We start from the raw sequence: 16,601 nt of genomic DNA, 5'->3' as shown, positions 1-16,601 counted from the left end.
CGGAACCAGCATTCAAGGCGATGGTCGAGGACCATCCCTTTCCGTCGCACAAGTAGCGGATACCCTGGTGAATCCTACTCAGCGGCGGGACTAGTCTGAGCTCTCGTGTCCACGTCACTACATGTCCCACCAGACGTCATGGGCTACGCCGGCGGCGTTGCGTCGGTCCTGGCCTCGCTCCGCTCCGACCTGGTCGGCGTCTACCTCCACGGTTCAGCCGTGCTCGGCGGATTCCGTTCCTCCCGCAGTGACGTCGACGTACTCGCCGTCGTGGAGGAATCCGGTACTGCGGCCGCCCAGCAAGCAATGGGCGAAGCGGTCGCGGCCACCGCGGGACGGTGTCCCGGCACAGGCCTGGAGATGAGCGTGATCACCGCAGCAACCGCAAGCGTGCTTGGTGCCTGTCTGTTCGAAGTGCACATCAACACAACCGGGGATAAGACGGAGATCGTGACAGGAGCGGGAGGCTCTGGTGATCCCGATCTCGTCCTGCACAGCGCCGTCTGCCGGGCTCACGCTGTTTCGGTCCTGGGGCCGATGCCTGCCCGGATCTTCGGGCCAGTCCCCCGGGACCGCATTCTCGCGGCGATGGTCGGCGACCTTCAGTGGGCGCTGGACCGCGGCTCCGCCGCATACGCCGTACTCAATGCCTGCCGGGCCATACGGTTCGCCGAGGAGGGGCGGCTGTGCTCCAAGCTCGAAGGCGCCGAGTGGTATACGGCCCGTCATCCCGACGAGGCGGTAGTAACGGCCGCCGTCGCCTACCAGCGTTGTGGGGATGAGGGGCCCAACGTCAAAGAAGCAGCCCAGTTCGTCGCAGAAGCACGTGGTCGACTTCGCCTTTTCTGAACCTTTGACTGTGTTCTTGCAAGTCTCGGGGAACTGGACGGGGTCGTACGGCGTGGGAGGCTCCCGAGCTCATCGACCCACTCTGGAAACGGCGGGAGCGCACGGGTTGACCTCGCGCTTTCCTGAGCGCACTTGTCCATGCCTTGATCGAATAAGCGGAGCGCGCCGCTGACCTGTCTGCCAAGGGCCGTACCGTTCGGGCAGATCACGCCACGGCACACCCGTACGATGCCGCCTCAGCATTCCGTTCAGTGCGGGCGTCGGCGACAGGCCGTTCGACCACGGCGTCCAGGTCCGATGCAGGGGCCTTGGCCAAGCAAGTGCAGCAGGCGCCGGCGTTGGGCCCAGGAGGTGGCTCCCTCACGCGTCAGGCACCCAGCTCCCATGGAAGCCGAGCGGTACCCGCCCCGGCAGGTGGATGCGGGCCAGGGGGCGGCCGGTGAAGTCCTGCGCGGAGAGGATCACCAGGTCGCTCGCGCCGCGGTCGGGGTTGTGCACATAGGACAGGAGGTAGCCGTCGTCCTCGTCCCGTGCCCCGCGGCGCGGCACAAACACGGGCTCCCCGGCCGCCCCGCCGTCCGGGAAGCGATGCACCTGTCGACTGCCGCGCAACATGTCGTGCTTCACCAGGCAGTTGGTGAACTTGTCGTCCGGCGGCACCCCGTCGACCGTCTCGTAGGCACGCCACATCTCCGCCGCGCTCGCCGCGTACGCGAAGCGGTGCCGCCGCGACACCAGGGACTCGTTGACGCGGGGGAACTCCTGCGGCAGGTCGTCGAGCCGGGTGCTGCGGACGCGGCCCGCACGCAGGTCGATGGCCCAGCGGTCGAGTGCGGGGGTGCCGGTCGCGGAGGGACCGCCATTGCCCCGGCCTGCGGCGTAGAACGGCGCGGGCATGGTGATGAGTTCCATGACGATGGTGTCGCCCTGGTCGTAGGCGTTCAGCGTGTGCGAGTAGTACACCGGATCGATCTCGAACCAGCGGGTGACGCCGCCGGTCCGCGGCATCACTCCCACCCGCATCGGGTGCTTCGGGTTCCAGACATACGGCACGGGTGCGCCTGCCTCGGCGGCCGCCATGTCGAAGGTGATCGGCACGTCGACGATCACCACGTACTTCCCGGTCAGAGCGAAGTCGTGCATCATCGGCGCGTCCGCCACCGGGATCCTTGTGCTCCGTGCCACCCGGCCGGTCCGGTCGATCATGAGGTGTCGCACATGGTCCCAGGTCGGGTAGTACGCCACCGCGTGCAGTTCGTCCGCCGCCGCGTCGTACTTGGTGTGTGCGGTGAACGCACCCTGCAGCGTGGAGCGGAAGTCGTAGGGCCGCACCGTGTTCAGCTCGCCGTCCAGTTCGTACGGCAGTGGTCCGCTCTCCTGGAGGGCCAGGATGCGCCCCTTGTACGGGATGACGTGTGTGTTGCAGGCGAAGTCGTCCGGCGGCGCCTCGCCCGGGTACTGCTCGCCCAGTTTCCGCGCCACCTGCGAGGACCGTACCCACCGGTTGCGGTACCACTCGGCGTGCCCGCCGCGCAGCCGCACCCCGTGCACCATGCCGTCGCCGAGCATCCAGTGGTGGGCCCGCGGGTCCTCGACGCCCAGTGCGTTGGGGCCGGTGCGCAGGTAGCGGCCGTCCAGGTCGTGCGGTAGCCGGCCGGTCACCTGGAGGCCGAACGCGGTGAGTTCCTCGGTTACCGGGGCGAAGGCGCCCTCCAGGAACGGGGACGACTCCCTGCCTCCGGTTGCCGTGCGACGGGTGGCGACCTGCGCCGCGGTGGCGTAGTGGCCGAGACCGTAGCCTCCGACGACACTGCCGGCCGCCGCGAGTGCCGCACCTTGGAGGATCCTTCGGCGTGTGTGACTGGTCATCGCTCTTCCCCGGCCCTGGTCGGTGCCCGGCGGGTCCTCGCCGGTGCTGAAGAAGAGTCTGCTGCGCGGTCGGCGGCGGGTCAGGTGGCCTGAGGCCCGTGTGGGGGTGGTGCTGACAACACCCCCACACGAGCCGCACGCCACGGACCGCACGCCACGTGCCCGCCCGGTGAAGGTGTCAAGGGCTGGGCCGGAGGGCGACTTCAGGGAGTATCCCTCGGTCTTCACGGACCCGGGCGCCCCTTCAGGCTCGGGCCGCAGGACGGTGGGTGCGAACATGTGGTCGAGGCCGTGCTCGCCCTCCTGCACGAGGGCCATGTGCCCGACGCTCAGGCTGCCTGGGGCGTGGACGTGCTGCTGCAGGTGGCCACCGCGACCGCGAACGCGGTGGTTCCAGCACCGAGTACGTCGCGGAGATCAGCCGATACCGACCCCGGCTGGTCGGACCCCCGCAAGAGCGGGACTCCTCCGTGAGCCTGATAAGTTGTCTGCCAGTACTACGCCTTCCCGGCCAGGCCACGCCTCCGCCAGGGAGGCTTTTTTCATGCCCCGGCGGCCTGCTCTCAGGCACACGGGGTAGCCACCGCCGAACCTCAAAACATGGAGGAGATCCATGACCGACGTATCCGTGCGCCACGCCGATCCGGCCGACCGACCGACACTGGAGCGCCTCTGGTCACTGTTTCGACATGACATGTCGGCGTTCAGCGGTGTGCTGCCCGACCCGGACGGAACCTTCCGAAGCGATCGGCTCCACGCCGCCTTCACACAGGCCGGCTGGGCGCCCTATCTCCTGACCAGTGGCGAGTTCCCTGTTGGTCTCGCTCTCGTTCGCGGCCTGACTGGCCCGACGCGCGTGCTGAGCAGCTTCTTCGTGGTGCGTGGCGTGCGTAGGACGGGGATCGGGCTGTGTGCCGTTCGGCAGGTCGCGGCGCGGTACCCGGGGCCGTGGGAGGTCGCCTTTCAGGAGGGCAACATCGCCGCAGTCGGATTCTGGCGCCGCGTTGCTACCGAGGTCGCCGGCGAGGCATGGACCGAGGAACGCAGACCGGTACCGGGTCGCCCAGACCTGCCGCCCGATACCTGGATCTCGTTCACTGCCCCGGCTGAGGCCCAGGACTGAACGTCGAGCGCCGTGTTGCTGCCGAGCCGAACTCGGCGGCAACGCATGCACTCGAAGCCCGTTCCATCGACGCCGGAACCAGCGCCGGAAGTCACCAAGCCCGTGCGGTTGTTTACCGCGGTAAACAACCGGCCCGATCCAGCAACAGCACATGGACGTTGGCCGTCGGCGTCGTGGTTTCATCAGATGAGGTAGTTGCGGCTCATGCCTCCCTGCTCTTTGTGGTCGGCGTGGTCCGTGCCGTCCAGGCTGAAGTAGCGCAGCAGCACCATCTGGGCCCGCCGCCGGGTCACCACCGACCGGGCGCCTTCGCCGGTGATGGCAGCAGCAGCCGTCCCTCGCCGTCGTCTGGTCTCGCGTACTCGTGGTCGCTCCGCCACTGCCCCACAGCGAGGGACGACCGACGCCCAAGAAACGTCACTCGGACCGCTCGCCCCGTACGCGGAGGGCCGCCTCCAGCCGGGCGATGTCCTCGGCGTCCTTGGTCCGCCGAGGCCGGGAGGGATCCCAGCTGGGCATCATCCGCTTGATCTCGATCTGGGCCTGCGGACTGACGATCGCACACTGCAGACCACCGATGCGGCCCGGCCCGGCATCAAGCATTCCCTCGGGCCAGGGCGCACCGGCCCAGAGGCCCCCGGCGACCACCGCGCGGTCGGCCGCATCCCGGCCCAGGAGCGTAAAGCTGTTCTCCAGTCCGTCCTTGGCGAAATCGAGCTGCAGGTCAGGCGGCGGCCCTGGCACCGGTTGATATCCGTGCCGCAGCAAGCCTCCCGCCAGGGCACTGGCGTCGTCCGCCCAAAGGAACCAGTCGATGTCCTCATGGTCTCGCGTGATCTCACCGAGGAAGAAGTCCACGGCCCATCCACCGCGAAGCCACACCGTCACCCCAAGAGTTTCGGCAACCTCCACGGCCTCAGCAATCAGGCGAAGCTGTTGATCAGCACGTCCCATGTCCACAACCGGGCAGGTTACGCGGCAACCGCTTTGCCCAGCACCTCATTTGTCCCCCACCGAGCGGGCAATCGCCGCTCGATGCGGCACTGGCCTGCGTCGGTGATCGAGTACGAAACATCAGACGGACCTGTCGTGCGTGTGGGACGTCCCGGACCGCAGCCGGTCCACCTGTTGTTCTCCGAACCATCAACGCCGTATGGCGATGACCCGACGCTCGACTTCCTGGTGAGAGCTAGCGGGGAATGGGTGAGCATCGAGACTTCAGTGAGTACCTGGCACGGCGACGGTCTCGACGCCTTCCTCGCCACGTTGGCCGAGGACTTCCGCCGCTCCCCGCAACAGAGCTGGCAACCAGGAGACGGCCGACGCCCGTGTTCACCACGCAACCGTCGACATCCTGCCCGGCTCCCCGCACTTCTTCGGCCGATCCGACAGCAGCAGAGCGAGCCGCTCCGGCCGGGTAACACGCCTGATCCGAACGACGTCCCCCTCAGCCTCCGGTGCGTGCAAGCCAGCGCTGGCTGCGACATCGACAAGTACCACCGCCCGCACACATCAATCCGCAGCGAAACGGCCGGTCAGACCACGAGCAGCATCGCGACCGTCACCATGAGGAGCAGCCCGATGTAAGCCCAGGCGTGGATGCGGTCGGGGATCCGTGGCGGGCGTCGGCGCAGCACCGAGATCACTGGCAGCGCCCCCAGGAGCAGCGCCGAGGCGGCGCGGAGGTCGATGAGGCCCACGAGATGCACCTGCGTGTGCGCGGCGGTGGGGACCGCTGCCACGTACAGGGACACCGCGGTGGCCGGCAACGCGATGGCAAGGGTGAGGGGGTTGGCCAGCGCAGTCGCCACATGCATCGCGTGCCCGGCCCGCCGCATCGCGGGGACGGTCATGACACTGCCGCCCACGCCGAGGAAGGCGGCGACCGCGCCGATCGGTGCACCAAGGACGGCCGGCAACGGACGCGGGGCGTCGTATGCCGTCCCGACCTGAGTGTTCGGGCGCAGGAATCCCGGGCGCAGAAGCAGGTCAGCAATGGTGAGAGCGACGTACGCGACGAACGCCCAGTGGGCCAGAGCGGCCGGAGCGAGGCACGTGGCGAGCGCGCCGACCGAGGCGCCGGCAGCCAGCAGGAGAAGCAGCGCGCCGCTGCCGCGGAGCGAGAGGAGTACCCGCCGCGGTGTGACGGCCGTCGCGAACCCTGCGTTCACCACCATCACCAGGGCCGAGGTGGCCGTCGCCACCCGCATCGCGTCCGCGCCGAGTACGGCGTCCGCCCAAACCACAACCGGTACGGCGACGAACCCTCCACCGAAACCGAACAACACTGTCGTCACCCCGGTGAGGAGCCCGACCCCGATCAACATCACGAAGTCCATGACCTCACTCCATCAGCTCCGACGATCTACTCGCATGCGATGGTCAGCACAGTTCCTTCGCGTGTCAGCCATTACGATGGACGGGTGAAGAACGTCCCGCTGGCCGATGTCGACCACGTCGACCGAGCCGTCCTGCCGATCGGCACCGACTACCCGCCCAGCCACGTACTGGGCTGGCACGAACACCGGCGCGCGCAGTTCCTCCACGGCGCCACGGGGGTCATGGTCGTCGATACCGCCGAGGGGACCTGGACCGTTCCGCCCGAGCGCGCCGTACTGATCCCGCCGAATACGCGGCACCGGGTCCACATGCTGGAGGTGAGCACCCGGAGCCTGTACATCGAGCCGCGCGCCGTCCCCTGGTGGCCCGCCACCTGCACGGTCGTGGACGTTCCGCCGCTGCTGCGCGAACTGCTCCTGGCCGCTGCCGATTTCGAGGTCGACTACAGCCTGTCCGGGCGTGAGGGAAGCATCGCCGAGCTCCTCCTGTACGAGATCGCCGAGCGTGCCCCGCTCCCGTTCCACGTGGGGATTCCCGCCTCCGCCGACCTCGCGGTGCTCTGCCGCGAGTACCTTGCCGCCCCGGACGCCGACGCCACCAACGCCGCGTGGGCTACCAGGACAGCCATGAGCGAACGGGCCTTCACCCGGCGTTTCCGCGCCGAGACCGGTGACAGCCCAGCCGTCTGGCGGGGCCGCGCCCGCCTGCTCGCGGCCGTCCCGCTGCTCCGCACCGGGTCGGTCAGCGAGGTCAGTGGCCGTATCGGCTACGCCTCCCCTGCGGCGTTCACCGCCGCCTTCACCCGCGCCTTCGGCACACCCCCGTCCCGCTTCTCCGTGGATCGCCGGGGCGGCGGCCGGCACTGACAGCCCGGAACCGCGGTCCGCGGGGCAGCACCGCACCCGTGACCCCTTCCGGGCCCCGAGGTTCATCGGATCAGCTGTTTTGCGGCACTTGCCCGACAGCGGCAAGGAGTAGCCACCTCGTCGGGAGCATCACGGTGATGGAAGAGTGAGCCTGTGAGATACAGCCTCTGGTTGATGCGGTTCGTGGACGGTGCGACCGTCGACTTGAACGCTGAGCGGTTCCAGCAAGTGGTCGAGCCGTACGCGGTGAGCGGTGCGACAGTAGACCTTGTTCGACCCGCCACGGGGGACGGAGGCGAGGCGGACGCTTACGCCAGCTTCGAACGAAGTGACGGGTCGACAGCCGTGACGGTGACGCATGCGCGTCGGGTTCCACGCTCGCCCTGTTCGCTCGGCTCGCCGGCGACCTCGGCGACCTCGGCGACCTCGGCGACCTCGGCAACTCTGTCGTACCGCAGAGTGGTCGCGTTCTCATCTCTCACCAGGACCGGCGGCAGTGTCCCCGTCTGGCGGTCCAGCAAGAGGCAGCGGTCATCCACCTCGCAGGCGAGCCGATCCGAACCAAGATCGACCGAAGCCGGGAGTTGGGCTGCCTTCCCCTTGCGGCGGGGAGGCATCGCGCCGGCTGTTCCCAGCCACAGACACGCTGACAGCCGGGCAGTCGCATGACACTCTCCACCCAGTCATCGGGCTGGAGTTGGTGGCTGGTTACGTTCGCATGCCGCGCAGCGGCTACGGTGCTGTTGTGATGATCAACGGGGAGGACACGACATCCGGGACTGCGCTGCTGATCGCGGCAGCCCCGGCCGGCAAAGGCTGTCTCATCGACGCAACCAGCGCCCTGCCCACGCTCGCGGCGGTCGCGCCCAGCATCCTGACCGGCACGACGGCGGCCACCATCGTGGAACTCGCCGACCCGACCGACCCGCAGACCGTCCTCACCCGCATCCGCGCCGCAGCCGCCGCACCCGGTCCACTCAGCCTCTATGTGACGGGACAACTCCACCTCGACCACAAACAGCACCTGATCCACCTCGCACTCGCCCGGACCACGCCGACCACCCTGCGCTACACCGCACTGCCCTGGCACTGGCTGGCCGGCGAACTCAAACTGCGACGGCCGGGCACCACCACCGTCATCATCGACCTCGTCGCCACCCCGGACGCCTGGCAGAAGCTCCGCACCGAGGGCCTCGTCCTCGGCCATGGGATCCGTGTGTACGGCCGAGTCACCCCGCCACCGAGCCGCCGCCAAATCGCAGAACCGGCCTACCTGAAGGCCCTCGCCACCGCCTGGCGCAGCGGCATCAACCCGCCGCTCGCCCAGCTCCACGAACAGGTCGCCGCACAGGCCGGCTCCCACGACGCACTGTTCCTGGCCATCGACAACACAGCCGTCCTCTCCCCCGCAGCGTCCGCTGTCCAGATCCCGAACCAGCCATATCAGGCCCCAGTCCCTGGTCCGACAGCGCCTCCTCCGATGTGGGAAAGCGCCGAGGCGGCCAAGGAGGATCCGCTGCCTGCGATTCTTGCCGCCGCCCACGCCGGGCGGCACGGCGAAGCTGCGTCGCTCGCAGCCATGTGGGAGGGGTGGGCGCTGCGTACCCACGGTGCGGGCTCCGTGCAGGCCATCCACTGGCTGGAGGTCCGGGCCGACCTCGCTCGTCTGGCCGACGATCCGGCACGCAGCTGCGAGCTGTGGATGGCTGCCGCCGACGCCCGCCTCGCGCGGCAACAGCCCCCGGACGACCCCGCCGTGGAAGGCGCCGTGGATCGCGCCCACCACCAGTGGCAGGAACTTCGCATCCCACAGCGGGCCCTGGAACTCGGTCCGCCCCTGGTCTCGTTGCGCCACCACGTACCTGGCCGACGCCCCGGGGCGGTCGAAGCCGTCCAGCACCGACTGGAACTGCTGCACAGCACGTCCCCGGCGGGGGCCCGAAGCACGGCACCCTGACGAGAGACAGGGGGCGTCCCTCACACCCGGGTCGAACGTGTACGACCCGACGTACCCCTGTCGGTCCGACGGTCGTCCCTCGCTCGCCCGGGGCACTTGGACGATTCTCCGCGCCTGCCGCCTCAAAGGCGACGGCGGGCGCGCCGGTCCGGCCCGTGTCCGGGCCGTAGCCGGCCTGGACGACCGGGCTGATCCGGATGGAGACATGAGCTCAACTTCCCGTATCTGGTGAGTAGTTGAGGGAGCGGGGGTACGTTTGCAGTCGGTGACGCATTCGACAGCCGACGAAAGTCTCGCGGGAGACGGCGTTGCGGCTCTGAGTCCCGGGGGCTGGAATGAACGCGAGTCGCGAGGAGGACGCCGTACCGTCGGCCGCAGTGGACGAGAGGCCACCGCGGTTCCGCTTTCGGAGATTCAGGAACGGCGTCGCGCGGGCACTGTCTACCCGTACGCGGCGCTGGAGTGCGGTTTCGCTGTTGGTGCTGCTCGGCGCGGTTCTGACGGCATATCTGGTGTGGCCGCAGGCCCGGACGCCTCAGGAGATGGCGTCGGAGGCCACGGACGGCCTGCGCTCCTGGCGAGGTGTCACCTACGCAGGCACCGTGGCGGACAGCGATGGCGTGACGACCAGCGTGCGCGTCACGGTGAGAGGCGACGGCACCTCCTACGGCACGCTGAGTCGCGCCTACGGAGCACAGGCGCAGATCGCCGTGGGGAACGGCCGGACCCTGCTGCGCGGCAACAGGCAGTGGCGGCTGTGGGACGAGCCGGGCAGCGCGGACTCTCTGGCCGACACCTGGATCGCAGACCCTCCGGAGAGGATATCGGGCCTGCTTCCGCCGTCCGGGCTGACCCCGAAAGCGTTGGCCGGTGCGGTCTCGGAGGGGACGGCGGGGAAGTGGCGGCAGGCGGGAACCGCATCGGTGAACGGTCGCGATGCGCGCATGCTGATCAACGGCGCAGTGCAGATATGGGTGACCGCGGAGCCACCGCACCGGCTCCTGTCCGTCGGCTTGTCGACGACCGGCGCATCCGGCCAGGACGCCAAGCCCCCCTCGGCGTTCACCACGGCCGCGTTCACCACGACGGACAACCGCCGGCCCCCGCGCAACGTCCGGGTCCAGTACGCCGCAGCGCGTGATCAGACCCCGCCCAGCAGTTTGTCCTCCACCGTCAGAGAGGCGAGCGGCGCCGAGGCACAGAGCACTGCAGCGGCCGTGAAGCGGCTCGGCGAGACACAGGCGAAGCCCGCCGAGCTCAGCGAGCGTGTCACCGTTCAGCCGGACGTGAGCGTCCATTTGCGCAACATTTCGGGGAGTCCCTGCGGCAGTCGGACGTGTTCGTCCGTCGTGACGGTCACGAACGAGGGCCTGGCCGTGCTCACCGAGACCGCGGACTGGGCCGTGGCCGGGCTCGGAAGGCCCGGCAGCACCAGGCGGGCCCTGGCCCTGAGCACGACCCTGACCTTGGCGAAGGCGCGGTGTGCGAGGGACCCGGAGGCGAGGAAGTTCGAGACCTGGGAAGCGTGGGTGACGGCCATGCAGACCGGGTCCGCACTGTTCGCCGCGGCCACCGCGCCCGAAGGCAGCAGTGTGAGCGTACGGATCAGGGAGCAGGAGACAAGCCTGCCCTCGATCGGCCCGGAGTCCTGTGTGAACGCCGGTGCCTGGGTCACCTCGTTCAACCTCGCGTTGGTCTGCCGGGAGAACGCGAGGTTGAAGAAGCCGGCCGAGGTGCCCATCTCCCTGCTGCGTGCGTCGGGCGCAGTGTATGAGGAGTACATCTACTCCTGGGTGGAGGCGCTGCAGGACTTCTGGCTCGGCCGCCGGGAGGTGGGCGACAAGCTGGTCGCCGCTGTCGACGGCACCAACCCGGAGGTGGCCCGGTCCGTCGACTCGGAACTGCTGTCGCAGATTCTCTACCCGCCGATCATCCTCTTCCACCGCTACCTGCAGCAGGACCATGAGGAGTTCAATAGCGCGCTGAATGACGCGCTGCGGTGGCACAAGGAGTACTGGTCGGCGGCCGAGGAACGGGCCACGGATGCTGAAGGCCTCGTTGCCCTCGGCCCTCTCGCCGTCGCTTGCCTCGCCCACGACGCGGGATTCCCCCTCGAAATCGAGTCGGAGTACCTGCCCCGGTCGCTCCTCGAATTCAGCTGGGCCGGCGAGATCGCTACCTGAACCCGCGATCCGGAAGCCGATGTCGACCGTGATCACCGCCAGGCAGCACGCGGGGACTCTCCGCGGTCGAAGCCGTCCAGGAGAAGGGCCGCGTCTCCCGTCCCGGTCCGGCAGGCCACTGCCCGGCGCGAGCGCGGTACTCGGATCGCGCGGCGGCCGGTCGATGAAGTGAACGGTCCGGACGGTCCGGACGGAACCATCGCTCTTCCCGGCCGCTTCGTCGTCGCTGTCTGCACTGCCGACGCAGCCGAACGCGTGCATGGGGCTTGCATGAGCTGTGTGGTGCGATGAGTGGCACGCACAGTTACGAGGGAGCTGTGCCGGGGGTGACCCGCCGCTCCTGCCCGGCACGAAACCCTCGGGCCGTCGGCAGTTGCCGCGACGGCTCACGGGAGACACAGTGAAAGGAGAGCACACGAGATCGGAGCGTGTCGTGATCGTTCTCGGAGTCATCCTGCTTGTCATCGGTTTCGTGACCGGAATCTCCATCCTGTGGACGATCGGAATCATTCTCGCCGTGGTGGGTCTGATTCTGTGGATCCTGGGCGGGATGGGACACGCGTTCGGCGGTCGAAGGCACTACTGGTAGAGCGACAGGGCAACCCTCGTCGGCTCCCGAAGGTCACTCGGCGTCGTCCACCGGCGGATTCTGCCGGGAGCGGTGACAGATGAATGACGTGACCCGGGGAGGGAAGACCACAGGAACGTCTCTGGCAATTATTCGTTTCTCGGTGATCGGCGAGCGGAGGAGCCATGTCGACCGGAACCCTCATAGCGATCATCGTTGCGGTAGTGGTCGTTTTGCTGGTGTGCGCACTCGTAGCTTGGAGGGTTGCGCGCAGACGCCATCTGAAGGAACAGTTCGGCCCGGAGTACGAGCGGCTCGTGGAGGAGAAACAGAGCCGGCCGGCCGCGGAACACGAACTGAGGGAACGGGAACAGCGCCATGACGCGCTGGAGATCAAACCTCTCTCGGCGACGGATCGGGAGAAGTACGCCCAGGGCTGGAGCCAGGCGCAGGAGCGTTTCGTCGACCATCCCGACGACGCGGTCCACGAAGCCGACCGGCTCGTGACCGCGCTGATGAGCGAGCGCGGCTATCCGACCAAGGGATACGAGCAGCAGGTCAGCGATCTGTCGGTCGAGCACGGCCGCACTCTGCAGAACTACCGCACCGCCCACGAGGTCAGTGACCGAAGCAGCCGTCACCAGGCGACCACGGAAGAGCTACGGGGTGCGATGGTCCACTACCGGGCTCTGTTCGACGAACTGCTTCACAATGGCGGGCGGCCGCGGGAGTAGCGAGGAAGAACCGCCAGTGCGCCTCTGGTTCGGGCCGCTACCCGCCGAAGGCGCCGGATCGGATGGAGGAAGAGCCATGGCGACGGGACACCGGGACCCCCTCGGGTCCGATGCAAGCAACCTGTCCACTGACGATCTACGCGGTGGGGACGCCTCGGCGCCAGAGGTCCGCGAGGCCCCGACCGACGTTCCACCGACCTTCCCGGGGGAAGCCACGACGGCTGACCCGGGCCACGGTCCAAGCGGTGAGGACGAGACACCGCACGCACCGTCGTCCGGCACCGCGCCCGCCGCCGCCGCCGGAAGCAGAGACGGGGATGAGGGGGACGAGCCCCTTCTCGGCGTCGGCAGGGAGCAGGAGGAGTTCCGCAGCCGGTGGCAGCGGATCCAGGGTGACTTCGTCGATGACCCCCGGGAAGCGGTCAGTGCTGCGGACACCCTGGTCGCGGAGGTGATGCAGGCACTCGCCAGGACCTTCTCCGACCACAAACAGGGGCTCGAAAGCCAGTGGCAGCGAGGCGAGCAGGTACCGACCGAGGAACTGCGTGTCGCGCTGCAACGCTACCGGTCGTTCTTCAACCGGTTGCTGAATACGTGAACGGGCTGCATGCCCGGCCCCGACGCCGGCCTTCCTGTTGGCCGGCACCCGAACCGCCCGCTGCGGAGCAAGCCGACCCGATAGTGGCCACCGCCTCGGCGACTTGCCGGCTGGGGATGTCGCCGGGCGGCCCGTCGGCCGGTACTCACTCCTTGACCGCGCCCGCGTTGGCGCCGTTGACGAAGTAGCGCTGGAAGCAGAAGAAGAGCGCGGCCACCGGGATGGTGGACAGCAGGGCCGCCGCGAGTTTCAGCGGATACTGCGTTCCGCCGCCGAGTCCGCCCGAGACGAAGCGGGCCAGGCCCGTGGTGAGCGTCTCGTACTGGCCGGACTGCGTGCTGACGAGGAAGTGGGTGAACTCGTTCCACGATCCCTGGAACGACAGGATGGTCAGGGTGATCAATGCCGGTCTGGCCATGGGCAGGACGACGGACCAGAAGATCCGGAACACACCCGCCCCGTCGACCCGTGCCGCCTCCTCGACCTCGCGCGGCACCGACTCGAAGAACTGCTTCATGATGAAGATGCCCGCCGCGTCCACCAGCAGTGGCACGATCATGCCGGTGTACGTGTCGAAGAGACCGAAGGTGTTCAGCACCAGGAACTTCGGGATGAGCAGGGCCACGCCGGGCACCGCCATCACCGCAAGCACGAAGCCGAACAGCACCGAACGGCCCCGGAAACGCAGCCGTGCCAGCGCGTATCCCGCCATGGAGTCGAACAGCACCCGGCCCGCCGTCACCAGCACCGCGATCAGAGCGGAGTTGCCCAGCCAGCGCAGGAAGGGCACTCCGTCCGCGGCTCGGCTCAGCCCGAACAGCCGCTGGTACGCGGCCGTGGTCGGAGTGGTCGGCAGCAGGGCCAGCGGGTGCGCGGCGGCGTCCGGGTCCGTCTTGAAGCCCGTCACCAACTGGAGGACGAACGGGAGCAGATAGAGCAGCCCCAGCCCGAGGACCGCGGTGTACCCCACCAGTCGCCACGGCAGGCGGAATCGGCTCAGGACGGGACGGCCCCGGTCGTGCGGGGCGCGACGGGCGCGTTCGCGTACGGCCGTAGCGGCGGCGGTCATCGGTTCCTCCTGGTACGTGCGCCGCGCTCCCGCAGCGCCCAGCGCTGGAACGCGGTCAGGACGAGGATCAGGGCGAGCAGGATGAACGCGATCGCCGCGCCCTGCCCGAAGTCCGCGTTGTCGAAGCCCGCCGAGTACGACAGGAAAGCGGGGGTGAGCGTCGTATTGCCCGGAGCGCCCTGGCCCATCACGTACACCTGGTCGAACACCTGCCAGGTGGAGATCAGCCCGAGCGTCAGAACCAGGAACAGCACGGGGCGCAGGGCCGGCAGCGTCACATACCGCAGCATCTGACGGCGGTTGACCCCTTCCATCGCCGCCGACTCCTCCAGTTCCCGCGGGATGTTCTGGAGCGCCGCGAGGAAGATCAGCATGAAGCTGCCGGAGGTCGTCCACACGGCGAGCAGGATGAGCGTGCACATCGCGACCGAGGGGCCCGAGAGCCACTCGAACCACGACAGCCCCAGTGTGGAGTGATCTGCCAGCAGGCCGGTGGGCCGTTCGGGATCGACGATTCCCAGACCTCCCAGGACCAGGGAGAGCACCCCGCGCGGGTCAGCGAACCAGTTCGGTCCCTTGACCCCGATCCAGGACAGCATGGAGTTGACGGCTCCGCTGCCCTGGAAGAGGAAGAGGAAGACCGTGGAGACGGCGATGGAGCTGGTGACCGACGGGAAGAAGAACGTCGTACGGAAGGCTCCGCGCCCCCGCAGCATCTTCTGGTTGACGATCAGGGCCAGGCCCAGTGCCAGCACGGTCTGCAGGGGGACGGTCAGCAGGACGTAGTAGAGGTTGTTGCGCAGGGACGTGGCGAAGAGGGTGCGATCGAGCCCGTCCTGTGTGAGCAGCGACCGGTAGTTGTCCAGGCCGACGAAATCGGCCTGGCCGGAGAACGGGTTGGACTGTCCGTCCCAGTGCAGCAGGCTCACCCACAGCGCCATCAGGATGGGGAGCACCATGAACAGTCCGAGGACGAGCACCATGGGGCTGACGAACAGCCAGCCCCAGGCGCCCTCCCCGCGCAGGCCCGCGCGCCGGGCGCGGGCCTTCGCGGTCGTGCCGGTCCCGCCGGGGGCGCTGTCAGGTGCGCCGGGCGAGCCGGTCGTACGGGGGGTACCGCTCGCGCGGATCGTGCGGATGGGCATGGGGGCTCAGTTGCCCTTCGCGATCGCCTGTTCGCCGTTGCGCTGAAGGTCGGCGAGGATCTTCTTCGGGTCGACGGTGCGCAGCGACTGCAGATCGGTGTTGAACTGGCTCAGGACCTTGTCGAAGCCGGCGATCGTCACCGGGCCCTGCGCGTAGGCGCTGCCGTCCACCCAGGCCTTGGCGGCGGGCCGCTTCCCGGCGTACGTCTTGAGCGCGCTCGTCCGCGACGGCATGACCCCGAACGCGTCGGCGAAGTCGAGCTGCTGCTTCGCGGAGGTCAGGTACTTCACGAGGTCGACTCCCGCGTCACGGTGCGCGCTGTCGGCGGCGACGCCCCAGCAGTTGCTGAAGGCGAGGGTGCCCTGGCCGGCCGACCCCGCGGGCAGCGGTGCGACGGCGTACTTCACATCGGGGTAGTCGAGCTTCATGCCGCCTTCGAGCCAGTTGCCCTCGATGGTCATCGCGGCCTTGCCCTTGCCGAGCGCCTCACCGCCCCAGCTGGTGTCCACCTGCTTGGCGAACTTCATCGAGCCCGACTTGAGCAGGGACTGGACGAACTTGAGCCCCTTGGCGTTCTCCGGGGTGTCGGCGGTCATCTTCTTCTGGTCCGGGTCGGTGAGCCAGCCGCCCGCCTGCTTCATGAAGACGCCGAGCCGCTGGTACTCGTCGCTGGTGACCAGGCCGGTGACGCCGTTCTTGGTGAGCTTGCCCGCGACGGTCCTCAGCTCCTCCCAGCTCTTGGGATAGTCCTTCTCCGTCAGCCCGGCCTTCTTCCACAGGCCGGTGTTGATGACCAGACCGAGGGTGGAGGTGTCCTTCGGCAGACAGACCAGCTTCCCGTCGTACGAGAACGAGGTCCGCAGCTGCTGGGAGAAGTCGTCGGCGTCGGATATCCGGTCCCCGTACGGGTACAGCGAGCCGCCCTTCGCATAGTTCGCGAACTGGTCGGAGTTGACGTAGAAGACGTCCGGCGGCTTGTGCCCGGCGAAGGACTGGGCAAGCTGCTGGTTCATGTCCTTGGCCACCTCGACGGAGACGGAGTTCCCCGACTCCTTCGCGTACGCGGCGGCGGCAGCCTTGACCGCCTGGGTCTCGGCGTCCCCCGAGGTGGCGATCAGTACCGTCAGATTCTGCTTGGCGGCCTTGTCCTGCTCCGGCTCCTTGTCGCTGCCGAAGCTGGACGAGCAGCCGGTGGCTGCCAGGAGCGCCGCGCAGGTGGCGAGCGCGGCGACGGCCGTACGGGTTCCCATGAGTTCCTCCATGAGGGGGTGAGGCTTGCGGCTCAGCTGCCCGGAGAGG

At 68.5% G+C, this 16,601-nt stretch carries 16 protein-coding genes and 1 pseudogene; 9 read left to right on the top strand and 8 right to left on the bottom strand.

Going from position 1 to position 16,601, the window contains the following annotated elements; all coding sequences use genetic code 11:
• The first annotated feature begins 219 nt into the window (after positions 1–219).
• Positions 220–849 (top strand): aminoglycoside adenylyltransferase domain-containing protein, encoded by a 630-nt coding sequence (locus tag OG520_RS37990; RefSeq protein WP_406016161.1) that lies wholly within the window; start codon positions 220–222, stop codon positions 847–849.
• A 162-nt stretch (positions 850–1,011) separates the two neighbouring features.
• On the opposite strand, the pseudogene OG520_RS37985 reads toward OG520_RS37990, so the two are convergent.
• Together OG520_RS37985 and OG520_RS37980 are read right to left on the bottom strand one after the other, a co-directional pair.
• Positions 1,012–1,101 (bottom strand): annotated as a pseudogene (locus tag OG520_RS37985) (transposase); the annotation flags it as partial.
• 108 nt (positions 1,102–1,209) lie between these two features.
• Positions 1,210–2,718: a carotenoid oxygenase family protein gene (locus OG520_RS37980; RefSeq protein ID WP_406016160.1), complete on the bottom strand. Its 1,509-nt coding sequence runs from the start codon at positions 2,716–2,718 to the stop codon at positions 1,210–1,212.
• 613 nt (positions 2,719–3,331) lie between these two features.
• Between OG520_RS37980 and OG520_RS37975 the strand changes: the two genes are divergently transcribed.
• Positions 3,332–3,841 (top strand): GNAT family N-acetyltransferase, encoded by a 510-nt coding sequence (locus OG520_RS37975; RefSeq protein WP_406016159.1) that lies wholly within the window; start codon positions 3,332–3,334, stop codon positions 3,839–3,841.
• Positions 3,842–4,258: 417 nt separating this feature from the next.
• Here the strand turns inward: OG520_RS37975 and OG520_RS37970 are convergent, their stop codons facing one another.
• Positions 4,259–4,795 (bottom strand): nucleotidyltransferase domain-containing protein, encoded by a 537-nt coding sequence (locus OG520_RS37970; RefSeq protein ID WP_406016158.1) that lies wholly within the window; start codon positions 4,793–4,795, stop codon positions 4,259–4,261.
• An 81-nt stretch (positions 4,796–4,876) separates the two neighbouring features.
• Here OG520_RS37970 and OG520_RS37965 point away from each other — a divergent pair, with 81 nt between their 5' ends.
• Positions 4,877–5,428: a DUF6228 family protein gene (locus tag OG520_RS37965; RefSeq protein WP_406016661.1), complete on the top strand. Its 552-nt coding sequence runs from the start codon at positions 4,877–4,879 to the stop codon at positions 5,426–5,428.
• Here OG520_RS37965 and OG520_RS37960 read toward each other — a convergent pair.
• Positions 5,377–6,180: a sulfite exporter TauE/SafE family protein gene (locus OG520_RS37960; protein WP_406016157.1), complete on the bottom strand. Its 804-nt coding sequence runs from the start codon at positions 6,178–6,180 to the stop codon at positions 5,377–5,379. The genes OG520_RS37965 and OG520_RS37960 overlap by 52 nt on opposite strands.
• An 84-nt stretch (positions 6,181–6,264) precedes the next feature.
• Here OG520_RS37960 and OG520_RS37955 point away from each other — a divergent pair, with 84 nt between their 5' ends.
• On the top strand, positions 6,265–7,047 hold the full coding sequence (locus tag OG520_RS37955; protein WP_406016156.1) for an AraC family transcriptional regulator: 783 nt from the start codon (positions 6,265–6,267) through the stop codon (positions 7,045–7,047).
• A gap of 308 nt (positions 7,048–7,355) precedes the next feature.
• Here the strand turns inward: OG520_RS37955 and OG520_RS37950 are convergent, their stop codons facing one another.
• Entirely contained in the window at positions 7,356–7,529 is a 174-nt protein-coding gene (locus tag OG520_RS37950) for a hypothetical protein (protein WP_406016155.1), read from the bottom strand.
• Positions 7,530–7,795: 266 nt separating this feature from the next.
• On the opposite strand from OG520_RS37950, the gene OG520_RS37945 reads away from it, so the two are divergent.
• The 5 genes from OG520_RS37945 to OG520_RS37925 all read left to right on the top strand — a co-directional run bounded on the left by OG520_RS37945 (position 7,796) and on the right by OG520_RS37925 (position 13,087).
• Positions 7,796–9,004: a hypothetical protein gene (locus OG520_RS37945; RefSeq protein WP_406016660.1), complete on the top strand. Its 1,209-nt coding sequence runs from the start codon at positions 7,796–7,798 to the stop codon at positions 9,002–9,004.
• Between the two features lie 479 nt (positions 9,005–9,483).
• Entirely contained in the window at positions 9,484–11,187 is a 1,704-nt protein-coding gene (locus OG520_RS37940) for an immunity 49 family protein (protein ID WP_406016659.1), read from the top strand.
• 433 nt (positions 11,188–11,620) lie between these two features.
• Positions 11,621–11,776, top strand: a complete 156-nt coding sequence (locus OG520_RS37935) for a DUF6131 family protein (protein ID WP_406016154.1) — start codon at positions 11,621–11,623, stop codon at positions 11,774–11,776.
• Between the two features lie 164 nt (positions 11,777–11,940).
• A complete protein-coding gene (locus OG520_RS37930) occupies positions 11,941–12,489 on the top strand; it encodes a hypothetical protein (protein WP_385327445.1) in 549 nt (182 codons plus the stop codon).
• A gap of 76 nt (positions 12,490–12,565) precedes the next feature.
• Positions 12,566–13,087, top strand: a complete 522-nt coding sequence (locus tag OG520_RS37925) for a hypothetical protein (RefSeq protein WP_406016153.1) — start codon at positions 12,566–12,568, stop codon at positions 13,085–13,087.
• A 145-nt stretch (positions 13,088–13,232) separates the two neighbouring features.
• On the opposite strand, the gene OG520_RS37920 is transcribed toward OG520_RS37925, so the two are convergent.
• Genes OG520_RS37920 through OG520_RS37910 form a run of 3 tightly spaced genes read right to left on the bottom strand, consistent with a single transcriptional unit; the run spans position 13,233 to position 16,552 of the window.
• Positions 13,233–14,156, bottom strand: coding sequence for a carbohydrate ABC transporter permease (locus tag OG520_RS37920; protein WP_399332530.1), 924 nt, complete (start codon positions 14,154–14,156; stop codon positions 13,233–13,235).
• Positions 14,153–15,301: a carbohydrate ABC transporter permease gene (locus OG520_RS37915; RefSeq protein WP_399332532.1), complete on the bottom strand. Its 1,149-nt coding sequence runs from the start codon at positions 15,299–15,301 to the stop codon at positions 14,153–14,155. Before OG520_RS37915 ends, OG520_RS37920 begins: the two co-directional genes overlap by 4 nt.
• 6 nt (positions 15,302–15,307) lie before the next feature.
• Positions 15,308–16,552, bottom strand: coding sequence for an extracellular solute-binding protein (locus tag OG520_RS37910; protein WP_406016152.1), 1,245 nt, complete (start codon positions 16,550–16,552; stop codon positions 15,308–15,310).
• Between the last annotated feature and the right edge of the window lie 49 nt (positions 16,553–16,601).

This window comes from Streptomyces sp. NBC_00984, from assembly GCF_045162475.1.
GTDB lineage: Bacteria > Actinomycetota > Actinomycetes > Streptomycetales > Streptomycetaceae > Streptomyces.
The sequence above is the reverse complement of the archived record's forward strand: the minus strand, read 5'-3'. Positions and strand labels throughout refer to the sequence as shown.